12 protein-coding genes are annotated in these 13,506 nt (G+C 68.1%); 6 read left to right on the top strand and 6 right to left on the bottom strand.

The genetic code is table 11. The features are described from left to right. The gene (locus tag ABT313_RS03910; RefSeq protein WP_350849844.1) at positions 1 to 684 is read left to right on the top strand and encodes a Rieske (2Fe-2S) protein; all 684 of its coding nucleotides are present in this window, start codon (positions 1 to 3) and stop codon (positions 682 to 684) included. A 65-nt stretch (positions 685 to 749) separates the two neighbouring features. Here the strand turns inward: ABT313_RS03910 and ABT313_RS03905 are convergent, their stop codons facing one another. Continuing rightward, entirely contained in the window at positions 750 to 2,234 is a 1,485-nt protein-coding gene (locus ABT313_RS03905; RefSeq protein WP_350848364.1) for an alkaline phosphatase family protein, read from the bottom strand. Between the two features lie 201 nt (positions 2,235 to 2,435). Continuing rightward, positions 2,436 to 3,707: a hypothetical protein gene (locus ABT313_RS03900; protein WP_350848362.1), complete on the bottom strand. Its 1,272-nt coding sequence runs from the start codon at positions 3,705 to 3,707 to the stop codon at positions 2,436 to 2,438. A 387-nt stretch (positions 3,708 to 4,094) separates the two neighbouring features. Here ABT313_RS03900 and ABT313_RS03895 point away from each other — a divergent pair, with 387 nt between their 5' ends. Then, complete coding sequence (locus ABT313_RS03895; RefSeq protein WP_350848360.1) at positions 4,095 to 4,613, top strand: RNA polymerase sigma factor; 519 nt, start codon at positions 4,095 to 4,097, stop codon at positions 4,611 to 4,613. A gap of 29 nt (positions 4,614 to 4,642) precedes the next feature. Here ABT313_RS03895 and ABT313_RS03890 read toward each other — a convergent pair whose 3' ends face one another. Next, complete coding sequence (locus ABT313_RS03890; RefSeq protein WP_350848358.1) at positions 4,643 to 5,617, bottom strand: alpha/beta fold hydrolase; 975 nt, start codon at positions 5,615 to 5,617, stop codon at positions 4,643 to 4,645. Between the two features lie 150 nt (positions 5,618 to 5,767). Here ABT313_RS03890 and ABT313_RS03885 point away from each other — a divergent pair, with 150 nt between their 5' ends. Then, the gene (locus tag ABT313_RS03885) at positions 5,768 to 6,634 is read left to right on the top strand and encodes a S41 family peptidase (protein WP_350848356.1); all 867 of its coding nucleotides are present in this window, start codon (positions 5,768 to 5,770) and stop codon (positions 6,632 to 6,634) included. Between the two features lie 31 nt (positions 6,635 to 6,665). Here ABT313_RS03885 and ABT313_RS03880 read toward each other — a convergent pair whose 3' ends face one another. After that, complete coding sequence (locus tag ABT313_RS03880) at positions 6,666 to 9,887, bottom strand: ATP-binding protein (RefSeq protein WP_350848354.1); 3,222 nt, start codon at positions 9,885 to 9,887, stop codon at positions 6,666 to 6,668. Positions 9,888 to 10,104: 217 nt separating this feature from the next. Between ABT313_RS03880 and ABT313_RS03875 the strand changes: the two genes are divergently transcribed. Together ABT313_RS03875 and ABT313_RS03870 are read left to right on the top strand one after the other, a co-directional pair. Further along, positions 10,105 to 10,929: an alpha/beta fold hydrolase gene (locus ABT313_RS03875; RefSeq protein ID WP_350848352.1), complete on the top strand. Its 825-nt coding sequence runs from the start codon at positions 10,105 to 10,107 to the stop codon at positions 10,927 to 10,929. 5 nt (positions 10,930 to 10,934) lie between these two features. Next, entirely contained in the window at positions 10,935 to 11,552 is a 618-nt protein-coding gene (locus ABT313_RS03870; RefSeq protein ID WP_350848350.1) for a TetR/AcrR family transcriptional regulator, read from the top strand. Here the strand turns inward: ABT313_RS03870 and ABT313_RS03865 are convergent. Further along, positions 11,549 to 12,520: an NmrA/HSCARG family protein gene (locus tag ABT313_RS03865; RefSeq protein WP_350848348.1), complete on the bottom strand. Its 972-nt coding sequence runs from the start codon at positions 12,518 to 12,520 to the stop codon at positions 11,549 to 11,551. The genes ABT313_RS03870 and ABT313_RS03865 overlap by 4 nt on opposite strands. Positions 12,521 to 12,613: 93 nt before the next feature. On the opposite strand from ABT313_RS03865, the gene ABT313_RS03860 reads away from it, so the two are divergent. Next, positions 12,614 to 13,099 carry a MarR family winged helix-turn-helix transcriptional regulator gene (locus ABT313_RS03860; RefSeq protein ID WP_502883930.1) on the top strand — a complete coding sequence of 162 codons (486 nt, stop codon included), beginning with the start codon at positions 12,614 to 12,616 and terminating at the stop codon, positions 13,097 to 13,099. Between the two features lie 9 nt (positions 13,100 to 13,108). On the opposite strand, the gene ABT313_RS03855 is transcribed toward ABT313_RS03860, so the two are convergent. Then, complete coding sequence (locus ABT313_RS03855; RefSeq protein WP_350848344.1) at positions 13,109 to 13,501, bottom strand: hypothetical protein; 393 nt, start codon at positions 13,499 to 13,501, stop codon at positions 13,109 to 13,111. Positions 13,502 to 13,506 lie beyond the last annotated feature (5 nt).

The following is a 13,506-nucleotide window of genomic DNA, read 5'->3' as shown; positions in this document are numbered from 1 at the left end:
ATGCGAGGAGTACGTCGATTCGTCGACGACCTGTTGAGTCGGCGCCGGACGAAACCCTTCGCGGCCGATGAAGCCGACGAATCCCAGATCCGGACCGCGATCGCCCTGCGTGCTGCCGGTCCTGACACGGGCCCGAGTGACGCGTTCGTGGATTCCTTGCGTGAACGTTTGCGGACGGAGCTGGACCAGGCGCCGCCGGTACCGGAACCGCACGGCAGCAGCCGTCGCCGGTTCGTGCTGTCGATCGCCGCTGCCTCGGCGGCGTCGGCTGCGGTCGGCGTCGGTGCCGAGATGGCCCTCAGCGGCTCCGGCGGAGCGGTGACCGCGGAGCCCTCCGAGCAGACGATCACGCCGGACAACGGGGAGTGGCGCGGGATCGTCGCGCTCAAGGATCTCCCGGACGGCGCTGTGCGGCCCTTCGACGTCGGAAGCATCGTCGGCTTCGTGCACCGGACGGGTGACCGGCTGACGGCCGTGTCCGGTGTGTGTACTCACCTGGGTTGCAAACTTGCTCTCGACGGGCCGGCGCGGCAATTGAACTGTCCCTGTCACAGTGCCGCGTTCGCCGTCGACGGCGCAGTACTGCATCATCGGCTGCCGATCGCCCTGCCACCCCTGCCCAAGCTGAATGTGCGCGAATCCGACGGAGTGGTCCAGGTCTTCGTCCCACCCCGCCAGGCCTAGCCACTCAGTCCGACGACATCGCTGCAGGTGGCCGCGACCTCGCGGCCACCTGCAGCGTCCTCGGGTCAGCCGGCGTGTGGGCGGTGGCCGGGTTCCTGGTGGGGGAAGGTCTGGTGGCCGCCCGGGATGCTGGGTGCCGGTAGCTGGGCGGCCTGGTACTGCGCGAGGTTGTACTGGCCGGTGGTGTCGGGAAGCGTCGGGGCGTGCTTCGTGTCCGCGAACCGGAAGGCTCCGGTCAGGTCGCCGACCGTCTTGCGTCGCCAGTCGCTGATGTTGGTCTCCTTGACGCCGGTGATGCGTTCCAGGAACCGCAGCTGTGAGGTGTGGTCGGAGACCTCGGAGAAGACGTAGCCGCCGGTGGTCCACGGCGAGACGATGATGCACGGGACCCGGAAGCCGAGGCCGACAGGCAGTCCCGCGCCGTCGACGCCGGTGTTGGAGGTCTTGAACACGAACTCACCCGGGGTGCCGGGCCTGGGGGTCGGGGGTACGACGTGGTCGAACATGCCGTCGTTCTCGTCGTACGACAGGATGAAGACGGTCTTCGCCCATACCTCCGGGTTCGCGGCGATGGCGTCGATCTTGCCGGCCACGAACGTCGCCCCGGCGGCGGGGAGTGCCGCGGGGTGCTCGTCGAAGCCGGACGGTGGCAGGATCCAGCTGACGGTGGGGAGCTGGTCGTTCATCGCGTCGTACTCGAACTGGCCCATCGGCTGGGTGACCATGCCGTTGTCGTAGAGCGGGTCGCCGGGCTGGGCCGAGCCGAACTGCTTCCACTTGGTGATCGACGCGGCGCCGGTCTGGCCGCCGGGCTGGCGGTAGACCTTCCAGCTGACGCCGGCCTCCTGCAGCCGCTCGGGGTAGGTCTTCCAGCTGAACTGGTTGGCGGGGCCGCCGGTGGTCAGCGAGGGTCCGCCGGCCAGTCCGTCGGGGTCGATGGTGCCCGACATCCACATGTGCCGGTTCGGGGCCGTCGGGCCGAGCACCGAGCAGTGGTAGCCGTCGAGGATCGTGAACGCCTCGGCGAGGGCGAACTGGAACGGGATGTCGTCGCGGGTGAAGTACCCCATCGTGTACTGGCCGTCGGTCGCGCCGTCGGAGGCCATGTGCGCCGGCACCCAGTTGTCGTTCTTGCCGCCGTTCAGAGCTTCGTGCTGGACGGTCCACTCGTGGCTCATCGAGGGGATGGCCTGGGCGGCAGTGATCTTGGTGTTGAGGCGGTACGGCAGGAGGTAGCCGTCCGGGTTCGACGGGTCCGGCTGGTAGAACACGGTGCGGCCGTTGGGCAGCCGGGCGGCGTGCGGATCGTTGAACCCGCGGACGCCGGACAGAGTGCCGTAGTAGTGGTCGAAGCTGCGGTTCTCCTGCATCAGCATGACGACATGCTTGATGTCCTTCAGCCCGCCGTGTTTGGGCGGCGGCGCGGCGAGCGCGGTACGGACGTTCGGTGGCAGAGCGAGTGAGGTCGCGGCCAGACCGGCGGCAGCAGCGCCGGTACCGAGCAGCCGCCGGCGGCTCATACCGGTCGGAGAGTGAGGGGAATCGTTCATACCGGGATCGTCGGCTCCCGAGCTGGATTGCCGCTGATAGCTCGATGACAACTTGACGAACGAACAGCAACCAACGAAGTCCGATCGCGGGCCCCCCCAACAGAAAAAGATGCCAAGGGCAACGAATACCGTCAGACCGGCCCGGTGGATCAGACCGGTCTGACGGCGTACGGACGGAAGGCTTCGTTCAGCGGTGTGCTGTCATCCCAGCGTCACGCCGACGGCGACCTGTGCGGGCGGGTTCGGTCCGACGTAACACAGGCGTTCGAAGAGCGGAACTCCAGGGAAGAAGGTTGGCTGGGTGGTGCCGAAGATTGCCGCAAGCTGGGGAGCGGTGAGCGATCCGACTCCTTCTCGTAGCGCGACCACAGCGCCGGGATCGCCACACTCGGCCGTCGTGTGCCCCGCCTTGACGAACAGCAGCGTGGAGTCGGGTGTTCCGACCACGGGATAGGTCAGCTGGATGATGTGTCCGGTGCCGAGGGCCATGAACGGCGCCGGGAAGCTGCCCGCATAGGCCATGAATCCGTTGTCGGCCGGCTGCTGGTCGAATTTCCATTCGCCAGGACCGGTGTGTGGCGGGATAGCGACCGGCTTCAGGGCCGCGATCGCGGGGTTGGTGTTGTCCTCCATCACCTGGCCGGAGTCGAGCCTGTTCCCGAGTGAGTCGACGGTTATCAGGTGGTGGTCGCTGCTGCGTTGGAAGGCGATCTCCCAGCCGTTGCTGCCGTCACGGTCCTGTGCGATGGCGGGGCTGCTGCCAGGTGCTGCGTTCAGGCCGGCGCCGATCGGGTGGCCGCCTCCGTTGATATCTACCCACACCGAGTTGTCGGAGGCCACGAAGGCCATCTCGAAGCGGGGCGATCCCAGTGCGTGCGAGACGGACGGGCTGGTGTTCGGTGCCAGTATCGATGGAGTTACGTCGAAGTTGCCGTTGGAATCGAAGGTGTCCAGGTGACCGGTGCTGTCCTGGAAGGCAAGCTTCCAGCTGGACAGGGCATTGCTGATGATGTCGGTGGCGATCGACGGGCTGGTCCCCGGCGCGACAGCGGGATTCTGGATCGCGAATGCCGCCCTGCCGGGCTCCTTCACATGGATGAGGTGGTCGGTGCCGACCCAGGTCGAGACGAATCCTCCCGACCCGATGTTGAGGGCGGCCACGGACGGGGTTGTCCCCGGAAGGATTGCCCCCTCGGTGAAGCCACACTGTGGTTTCACGCCGAGGGTGAGATTGGCCCCCGACTCCTGGCCCGACTCCGCCCACTCGACGCGCACCTGCCCGTGGGCGTCGACGGCGATGCCGGTCCCGGTACCCGGCATCTCCGGCACGGGATTAGGGCTGCAATTCTGCCGGAACTGTTGTCCGCCAGTGGCGGAATTGGCGATCCACAGGCTGTGGTCCGAGGCTTGGAAACTCTCCTCATAGTTGCCGTCGGCAAGCGCAACGACTGCCGGGCTGCTCTGCGGATCCATGAACGACGGCGACGCGTCGACCAGGCCGGGAGATACGTGCACCAAGCGGTGAGCGGAGTTCTGGAAGTCGACGATGAAGCCCTCGGGCGTGGCCGCTGCTTGGGCGGTCTGCACGCCGATCGTTCCCACGACGGTGACGCTCAAGGCTGCGACCGCCAAGGCAGCAACGGACCGGGCGGTTTTCTGTCTGCGCAATTCTGCTCCAGTTGTTCAATGATCCGGGCGGAGTGACTGATCCGGCGGATGCCGGTTCTCGCTCGCCGCGCCGGCACCTAGAGATATGCCGCGCGGTTACATGGCCGGCCTCTTGAACAACGTGCCCGTGACCTGGAACGCGATGGAACGCCGGCAGCAGCGTACGCGTCCTCTTACCCACAGGAAGGACTCATGCCAGCTCCCTCGGCGTGGTCCGCACACAGCTATCCCGACTGGGAGGCTGTCTACAACGACAACGTGGATCGGGTCTACCGGACGATGTTCGCGAAGGTCGGAAACCGGCCGGACGCGGAAGATCTGACCGCCGAGGTCTTCGTCGCGGCGCTGCGTCCGTTGCAGTTGTCCGCGAGCGTGGGTGAGGTCCGGTCTTACCTCCTGGCAACCGCGCGCTCCGTGCTCGCCGGGTACTGGCGCCGCACACTGGGCCACCCGCTCACCAGGCTGGACGATGACTGGGCGCAGGCAGAACCGCTGCACGACGACGCCGGCGGCGGCGCGGTTGCTCGCGCCGAGCGGATACTCGCGGAGCTGCCCGAACGGTACCGACGCATTCTGCAACTCAGGTTCATCGCGAGCTGTTCGTTGAAGGAAGTTGCGAAGGAGCTCGGAGTGACGGTGGGCAACGCGAAGGTGCTGCAGCACCGGGCGCTGCTTCGGGCCGCGGAAGTAGCAGAGCAGATCGAGACCTGACGAGGCGGCGTCGGTGACGACGAGTCTGATCAGGGTTGTTCTTCGGTGAATCGGTTGTTGCTGACGTCCAGGAGCAGGTTCCGGAATTTGTCTGGTTCGTCGTACTGCGGTGTGTGTGCTGAATTCTCGAACCACACTAATCGTTTGCTCGGTGAGGTCAGCGAGTCGTAGTAGCGCTGTGCAAACTCGCCAGGCGCAAGCTGGTCGTGGCGGCCTTGGGCCAGGACGATCGGGACCTCGAGGTGAGCGGCGGACTGAGCTAGATCTGTGGTGGCAAGTTCCGGGAGCAATGCCGCCTGTGCCGCGCTGATCCCGCGGACGGCGCGGATAACGTCAGCGGCTGAGTAGTCGGCGGAGCGAACCAGACTGGTCAGGAGTACGCGAGTCAGATCATTGAAGTTCTGGTTGATTGTCACGCCGCCGAAGTTCGCCATCCATCTGGCCCTGGTCGTGAACTGACGCACCTTCAGGACCGGAGGTGGGTCCATCCTTGCCAGTTGCCGCACAGCCCGTCGACTGTTGCGTTCGTGTGCAGCGGTGAGCAAGAAATCCTGCATATGTCTCTCGGCGGCAGGAACATTGACGTCCATTCCTGCTGCCACGATGGCGGCAATCAGTTCCGGGTGTTCGACGGCAGCGCGTACGGCGAAGGTCGCGCCGAAGGAGAACCCGGCGATGAATGTCTTTCGGCCGAACCGGTGATAGAGCAGGTCCAGCAATGAAGCTGTGTCGTCGATCATTCGCTGACTGCTGATCTCGAATCGGTTCGGCAGCTTGCGCAGCGGCAGTGCCGACAGGCCCGTGCCGCGCTGGTCCCAGTAGACGACGGTGAAGTGCCGTTCGAGCCCGAGAAGACGCTCGTAATTGCGAACCTCGTTGATCATGGGCAGCCCTGGACCTTGCTGCATCAGTAAGAGGGTGGGCTTGGAGACATCTTCAGAGCGCACCCGGATCCACTGGGTAGCTCCGCCCAGTTCGATCGCCTCAAGCCTGTCCAGCCTCATCTGCCTCCGTCCATGGTGGTCTCTACCCAAGCGCGCGCCACAGCATGAAGTAGGCCGGCGGGTTACATTGTCGATTCGCTGTGGGCGGATCTGCTGCGGGCATAACGGTCGAGGCTGCTGGACGCGGATCTGCTGTTCTACTGTTCGATCATGTCCGATGCCCTGGTGGTGCGTGACCTCGTCGAGCGGCTGACGGGTTGGCTGCAGCGGTTGATGCCACCCGGTGCCCGCCGCGATGCGCTTATCGACGTACTCACCGAACGGTTCGGGGCAGTTGATACTCCGGTCACCGGCGCCGACTGCGTGGCGATCGAACGGTGCGCGTGGACGGTCTCCCGCCATATCGAGCTCACCTTCGAGCCAGGCGGCACCGACCCCCCGGACACCGTGTCACCGGGTTGGCCGGATCCCGACCCCAACGTGGTCCGGGCTCGGGCCGCGGGCGTTTCGCAGGTACGGCGGCAGCCGGACGGCACCTGCCTGATCAGCGTTGACGACCTCGACCCGCTGAGCCTCGCCCAGCCGTATCTCGACGCCGCGTTCGCCCTCGCGCAGGGCTCGGCCCGGATCCTGATCGACCTGCGCGCCAACGGAGGCGGTGAACCGGCGACGGTGGCGTACATCGCCGGCAGGCTGCTCGGCGATACCTCGACGCAATTGTCCGAAGTCGTCTATCCGGACCGGCGGCGCCAGTGGTGGACGCCCGACCTGCCGTCCGGCACGAGTCTGCGGCAGCCGGCCGCAGTCCTCGTCGGCCCAGGCACGTTCTCATCCGGCGAAGCCCTCGCCTACCACCTGCAGTCACGGGGCCGGGTGGTCGTCGTCGGTGAGACCACACCCGGCGCCGCCGATCACATCACCCCGATCCGGCTGGCCCCAACGGTCCTGGCATTACTGCCCGAGGCGTACGTCGTCGACACCATCACCAACACCAACTGGGAGGGCACCGGCGTCATACCCGACGTCATAAGCCCTCCCGACACAGTGATCGAGACCGCGGTGGCCGCCCTGCGCTAACGACCCCAACGCGGTCGACTCAGTCATAGGTTCACCCGCGGGGTTGATGAACGGCGCCGGCGGCCGGCTCTCGATTCGCGAGGTCGGCGAGAACCAGGTCGGCGCGTTGCACGAACAGGTAGGCCTCCTGCCGCCCGGCCACGGCTCGTGCCTGCTCAGCGAGACGTACGGCGCCGGCCGGGTCGCCGAGATTGTTCGCCAACTTGGCCCGGACGAGCAGGAGCAGGCCGTCCGCGGACCGCTGCCCGTAGCGGTCGCGGAAGGTGTCGGCCTGGTCGAGCGCAATGGTGGCGGCGTCCGGGTCACCGGCGGCCAGCCGCATCTCCGCGAGGAGCGCGTACCAGGTGGAGACGCACGATCGGACAGGGTTCGTCAGGTTGGCCACGATCAGCCGTTCCGCCGCATCCGCGGCCGCACCAGGATCATGACCAGTCATTGCCAGCGCCCAGTAGCGCGCCAGGCGGAGGTAGGTGCCGAGAAAGACGAACGAGAACTGCGGATCCACCGCGATCCCACGGTCCGCGACCTGCAGCGTCCAGTCCGGGTCGCCGACCACCGAGGCGACCCGGGCAGCCATACATGTCGCGACGGCGGTCGCGTAGGCATCGTCCCCGGCGCCCGCGACGAGCTCGTCCAGGGCCGCCCGGGCGCGAGCGGTCTTCCCGTGGTACGCCGAGATCTCGGCCAACGTCGCCGCGATCAGCATCCGCAGCCCGTCCCACACTGGGTCGGGGCCGTGGTCGCCAGGCGGCCCTTGGGACGCCGTCGCGGTCAGGTGGCGGTACGACGCTCCGAGACGCCCGAGGTGCCACTGCTGAATTCCCCACGCGGCGTCCCCGTACCCGCGGACGACCGGATCGCTGGAGGTCGATCCCTGCTCCAGCAGGCGGTCCGCCAGGATGCCGCTGCGTTCGTGCTCGAGGCCCTGCACGTGCGCGGTCCAACGGGAGAAGAGGAAGCCCGCGGCCTGTCGCTCCCGGCCGAGTGCCTTTGCCACCGTTTCCGCGCGTTCGAGCAGGTCGACGGACGCGGCGCCGTACATCGAGCGCATCCCGGCCACCGCGATCAAGCGGGACAGCGCGTCGAGTTCGACCTCGAGCAGGGCCGCTCCGCGGGCGCGCTCCACGGCGCGGACCAGGTGACGCTCGGCGTCCCGGAGCGCGGTCTTCGCGGTCGCCCGCGCCCCGGCGCGAAGCAGGGCCGAGACAGTGCGCTCCGGGTCGACGAGCGGACCGGCCTCCCACAGATGGTGTGCCACCCGCTCGGCGAGCGAGTCGTCCGTCGGGCCGACGACCTCGATCGCGTCGGCGATCGCTCGGTGCAGCGACGCGGCGCGTCCGGGCGGGATGGTCTCGCAGACCGCCTCGCGGACGAGATCGTGGGCGAAGCAGTAGCTGAAGGGATCTCCCGGCGCGGGACCGGCGAGACCGAGGTCGCGGACCGGCTCGAGCTGCTCCAGACAGGTCGCCACGTCTGCGGCCGCGATCCGCGCGAGCAGCACCAGGGCGACATTGCGGCCCGCGAGCGCGGCCACCTGCAGAAGCTCCTGAACCCCGGGGTCCAGCGCGGCCATCCGGTCGCGAACCACATCCCGGACGGTCAGCGGGACACCACTGCGCAGCACCGACTCTTCGGTCACGGTGTTGTCGTCGGTGAGGAGCCGGGCCACTTCTCGGACGAAGAACGGGTTGCCGGCGGTTCGCGCACGCACCGCACGGGCGACCTCCGCGGTGGGATGCTCGCCCGTCTCGCGTCGGATCAGCTCGGCAACGCCAGGCTCCGCGAGCGGTCCGACGAGGAGCCGTCGATGGCCGCGGACCCGGCTCGCAGCAGCGAGGGCCCGGGCCAACTCGAGGCTGAGTGACGGGTCCCGGTTCCGCAGCGCCGCGACCACGGCGGTGCCGGCGGGAAGCCGGGCGACGACATGGTCGAACAGGTGCAACGAGGCGGGGTCCGCCCAATGGAGGTCGTCGAGCACGATTACCAGGGGACGCTCGGCAGCCGATTCGGAGATCACTCCGACGACCTCTTCGAACAGCCGGAACCGGGCGCCGTCGTCCGGAACGGCCGGTGCTGGTCCGGCGGCGTCACGAGTCTCGGTGAGGCGGCTCAGCTCGCCGGTGAGCCACTCCGCGCGACGAGTCGTCGACCGGCTTTCGAGGAGACTCCGGACTACCTCCACCCACGGCCACATCGCAGGCGCGCCGCCGCCCTGGAGGCCATGCCCCCAGAACACGCGCGCGGCCTGGTCCTGGGCGTGACAGGCGATCTCTTGGAGGAGGCGGGTCTTGCCAATGCCGGGCTCGCCTTCGAGCAGGACGACAGCGGTCCCGGCCGCGAGCGCCGGCTCGACGGCGCTGCGGAGCAGGTCATACTCCTCCGCTCGCCCGACCAACTCACCATCCAGAGCGGTGGTCCGGAGAGCAGGCGGCGCAGGCTCGGCGGTCTGCTTGAGTACCTGCCGCTGAGCGGACCGCAACGCCGCGCCCGGTTCGATACCGAGGTCGTCCGCGAGCCGGCGCCGGATCGCGTCGTACGCCGTCAGCGCCGCTGCCTGCTGACCGGCGGTGCCCAGCGCGCGGACCAGGCCGGCGTGCACCGGCTCGTGCAGGGGAGCCATCGATACGGCGAGCTGGAGCGCCGGCAGCACCCGATCTGGCCGGCCCAGCGAGATGGCGAGCTCCGCAGCCTCGACACAAGCGCCGAGGAACTCGTCGTCGAGCCCCGCGAGGACCGCAAGTGCGGCCGGGCTGTGCGCGGTGCCTCCTCCGGCCGGGCCGCTCCACAGCTCCAGCGCGGCGGCGTACTGGTCGAGGGCGGTTGACTCACGGTTCGTCCCGAGGGCTGTCCGAGCCGCGGCGACGAGTTGCCGGAAGTGCGCGAGGTCCAGGACGTCAGGACCGGCGGTACAGAGGTACCCGTTGGTGCTCCGCGCGAGGAAGGCGCCCGGTTGCCGGGGGCGCAGTGCGGGCTCGAGGAGCCGCCGAAGGGAGCCGACGTACTTGTGGATGACGTTCAGCGCGCTGGCTGGCTCGTTCTCGCCCCAGATCAGGTCGATCAGCTCACCTGCGCCGACCGGTCTCCCCTCCCGAGCCAGCAACAGGGCGAGCAGACAGGCCTGCTGGCGTGGACCGGGATCGACCTCGACGCCGCCGCGCCAGACCCGCAGCGGACCCAGGACCTGCAGCCGCAACGAAGCGACGTCGCCCCGAGGCTCCACGCCCGCGCTGTCCGGTACGAGCGTCTCCGTCATGTCCGGCCCCCTCGTCGATGGTCCGGCCTCTGCGGCACCTGCCGTCACGCGCTTCGGTCAAGTTGCACTTTAGAGGCTGGAGTCACGCTCCAGCCAGCGAATCCACTGCAAATTCACAGCCCGTCAACTGCGGATCCGTACCGTCGAACGCGGCGCGCACACTCTCGCCCCGGAGCGACGGCCCGCCGACCACGTCGATCGAGAAGGCGAGCACACCATGGCAACGATCACGACCCCCGACGGGGTGGAACTGTTCTACAAGGACTGGGGATCCGGCCGTCCGATCGTGTTCAGTCACGGCTGGCCGCTGTCGGCCGACGACTGGGACAACCAGATGCTGTTCTTCCTCGGCCAGGGCTTCCGGGTCATCGCGCACGACCGCCGCGGACACGGGAGGTCGGCCCAGGTTTCCGAAGGCCATGACATGAACCACTACGCCGACGACCTCGCCGCGCTGGTCGCCCACCTCGATCTTCGCGACGCCGTGCACGTCGGCCACTCGGCCGGCGGTGGCGAAGTGGTGCGCTACCTCGGGCGGCACGGCGAGAGCCGCGTGGGGAAGGCCGTGCTGATCAGTTCCGTCGTACCGTCGCAGCAGCTCACCGACGCGAACCCCGACGGCCAGCCGCCGGAGGCCTTCGCGGGTCTCAAGCAGGGCATCGCGGCGAACCGGTCGGAGTTCTTCCGCGAGGTGGCCGCCGGGCCGTTCTACGGGTACAACCGGCCGGGTGCCGAACCGTCCGAGGCAGTCATCCAGAACTGGTGGCGCCAGGGCATGATGGGCTCGGCGAAGGCGCAGTACGACTGCGTCGACGCGTTCGCCCAGGAGGACTACACCGACGACCTGAAGAAGATCAGCGTGCCGGTCCTGGTCATGCAAGGCGACGACGACCAGATCGTTCCCTACCGCAGTACCGCGCCGCGGGCCGTCGAGATCCTCGCGAACGCCGTGCTCAAGACCTATCCCGGCTGGCCGCACGGCATTCCGACCACGAACGCCGACGTCATCAACGCGGACATCCTCGAATTCATCAAGTCCTGACGCCGGTGCCGGAGCAGGAACCGTTCCAGAGCCGGCGCGAACTGTACGCCGAGATGACTCGCGACGAGGTGGTGCGCTCGGCGCGGAAGTTGTTCGGCCGGTACGGGTACTCGCAGACGACCGTCGAGAACATCGCCCGGGACGCCCAGGTGTCACCCGCGACTGTCTACGCGCAGTGCGGGGGCAAGGAGGGCCTGCTCCACTCGCTGATGGACATGTGGACTACCAGCAACCTGGTGCTGAGCATCATCGCCGAGTGCGCCGCCGCCGGGTCGGCGCACGCCAGACTGGACGCGCTGGCCAAGGGGTATGTCGCGATCTACGCGGAGTCGGGCGACATCATCCAGATCGTGACCTCCGCCGCGGCCACCGCGCCCGCGGCGGAGGCTTTTCTCAAGGTCGCCGACGAGCGTCACCTGAGCGCGCTGCGGGAAATCGTCACAGGTATCCGTGACGTCGGCGGCCTCGCCGACGGGATCACGGTCGAGGAGGCCGCCCAGGTCATCTTCTTCCACTTCCGGTACGCGCAGTTCGCGCTCGCCTCGGAGGAGTTCGGCTGGGGCGTCGACCGCACCACCCGCTGGCTCACCGACCGCGTCGCCGCCGCGATCCTGAACCCCTAGTTTCGCGAGGCTTTGAGCTCTTCGCGGTGCTTGTCGAGCCAGTCGGCGAAGGACTCGAGGTCGGGGTTGAGCTCGCGCACCTTGTCGACGTCGCGGTCGCCGGTGAAGCGTTGGTGGTCTTCGGCGTAGAACTGGAACATGTTGGACATTTCTACGGCCATGGGGAAGGGGTATTCGCGGAACTCTTCCCAGGTGGGGGCGTGGTAGAGGACTTCCTCGCCGAAGGCTTCGGACAGGGCGGCGGCGTACTGGGCGCCGGTGAGGTGGTCGCCGGCGATGCTGATGGTTTCGCCGATCAGGTCGGGGTGTTTGAGGATGGCGAGGGCGGTGCGGCCGATGTCCTCGGAGGCGACGCCGGACAGCGGGCGGTCGGCCATCGGGATGGTGATGGTCAGCTTGCCGTCGGCGTTGCGGGCGGGCGGGAGGCCGTTGATGAACGCGTCGAAGTAGAACGTGGTCCGCAGGAACGTCGTCGGTACGCCGTACTTCGTGAAGATCTCGTCGGCCTCGCCCTTCGCGTCGAAGTGCGGGACCTTGTAGCGCCCGTCGTCGAGGCTCGGTACGTCGTCGCGCCCGGCGAAGAACGTCCGCGTGTCCTCGAGCGTCGACCAGACCACGTGCTGGACGCCGGCGTCGCGGGCGGCCCGGGCGGCGATCTCGGCCTGGTCGAGCTCCATCTCGGCGCGGGTCCGGGCGGCCTCTTCCTCGGGGGTCCGCTCGACCCAGTAGTTCGTCACCACGAAAGCGCCGTACACGCCGTCGAACGCGGCTCGCACGCTCGCCTCGTCGTCGAGGTCGGCCGCGACCACCTCGGCGCCGGCCGCGGCCAGCTCCCGGGACTTGGCGGAGTCCGGGTTCCGGGTCAGGGCCCGGACGGCGAACTCGCCTGAGGTGTCGGCCAGGATCGCGCGGACCAGGCCGCCGCCCTGGTTCCCGGTGGCGCCGACGACAGCGATCAGCTTGCTCATATCCACTCCCGGAAGATTTGGGTTGATGTGTCAACCTAACCGATCGTAGCTCGTTTGGTTGATGTGTCAACCCGACCCGGTAGGATGGGTTTCGTGAGCAAGGAACCGTGGCTCGACGACGACGAGCAGAAGGCGTGGCGCAGCTACCTGCTGATGACCCGGACGCTGGAGACGCATCTGGAGCGGCACCTCCAGCGGGACTTCGGCCTGTCCAAGTCCGACTTCGAGATCCTGGTGAACCTGTCCGAGTCGGAGTCCGGCCGGATGCGGGCGTTCGAGCTGAGCCGGTCGACCCAGTGGGAGAAGAGCCGGCTGTCGCACCACCTGACCCGGATGGAGAAGCGCGGCCTGATCCGCAAGGAGGCGTGCGAGTCCCGCTACCCGGAGATCGCCATCACCGAGGCGGGGATGGCTGCGATCAAGGAGTGCGCGCCCGCGCATGCGGCCCGGGTCCGGGAGTTCTTCGTCGACGTGTTCGGCCCCGACCGGATGACGGTGCTGGGCGAGGTGTCCGACGAGGTCGTGGCGACCATCGGCAAGCACTGCGACACCGACTGCCCGCTGGCGGACCGCTCCTGAGACGACCTCTCAGAGAGCTTTCAGCAAGACTTGACGGTGGCTTGATCTTCTCTTGGAGTGCGGCTGAGGGGCCTCGGCCGAGGCTGATGCCATGGTCAGCAAAGAGGTCACCACAGGCAAACCCCAGTCCATCCGCCGGCGCTGGCTGCACCGGGCGTCCGCGGCCGCGATAGCCACCGCCGTCCTCGGGGTCGGCGCCACCGGGATCTCGGTCGCGGTCGTGTCGTCGAAGAACTCCGACAGCGGCAGCAGCACCGGTACGACGGCCACCTCGAGCAGCTCGGACGACTCGACCTCGAGCAGCTCAGGCACCAGCGGCTCCGACGACAGCAGCAGCTCGAATTCCAGCTCGAGCGGGCTCGGCTCGTCCAGCTCCGGCTCGACCTCGCAAGGCGGGAGCAACGGGT

Origin of the sequence: Kribbella sp. NPDC000426, from assembly GCF_040300265.1 — a bacterium.
GTDB lineage: Bacteria > Actinomycetota > Actinomycetes > Propionibacteriales > Kribbellaceae > Kribbella.
Note: the sequence above shows the minus strand (reverse complement) of the source record. Positions and strands in the feature narration are given on the sequence as shown.

Coding starts and splice junctions, on each gene's coding strand:
- ABT313_RS03910 (WP_350849844.1), top strand. CDS start 1: ATGCGAGGAGTACGTCGATTCGTCGACGACCTGTTGAGTCGGCGCCGG.
- ABT313_RS03905 (WP_350848364.1), bottom strand. CDS start 2,234: ATGAACGATTCCCCTCACTCTCCGACCGGTATGAGCCGCCGGCGGCTG.
- ABT313_RS03900 (WP_350848362.1), bottom strand. CDS start 3,707: ATGGATCCGCAGAGCAGCCCGGCAGTCGTTGCGCTTGCCGACGGCAAC.
- ABT313_RS03895 (WP_350848360.1), top strand. CDS start 4,095: ATGCCAGCTCCCTCGGCGTGGTCCGCACACAGCTATCCCGACTGGGAG.
- ABT313_RS03890 (WP_350848358.1), bottom strand. CDS start 5,617: ATGAGGCTGGACAGGCTTGAGGCGATCGAACTGGGCGGAGCTACCCAG.
- ABT313_RS03885 (WP_350848356.1), top strand. CDS start 5,768: ATGTCCGATGCCCTGGTGGTGCGTGACCTCGTCGAGCGGCTGACGGGT.
- ABT313_RS03880 (WP_350848354.1), bottom strand. CDS start 9,887: ATGACGGAGACGCTCGTACCGGACAGCGCGGGCGTGGAGCCTCGGGGC.
- ABT313_RS03875 (WP_350848352.1), top strand. CDS start 10,105: ATGGCAACGATCACGACCCCCGACGGGGTGGAACTGTTCTACAAGGAC.
- ABT313_RS03865 (WP_350848348.1), bottom strand. CDS start 12,520: ATGAGCAAGCTGATCGCTGTCGTCGGCGCCACCGGGAACCAGGGCGGC.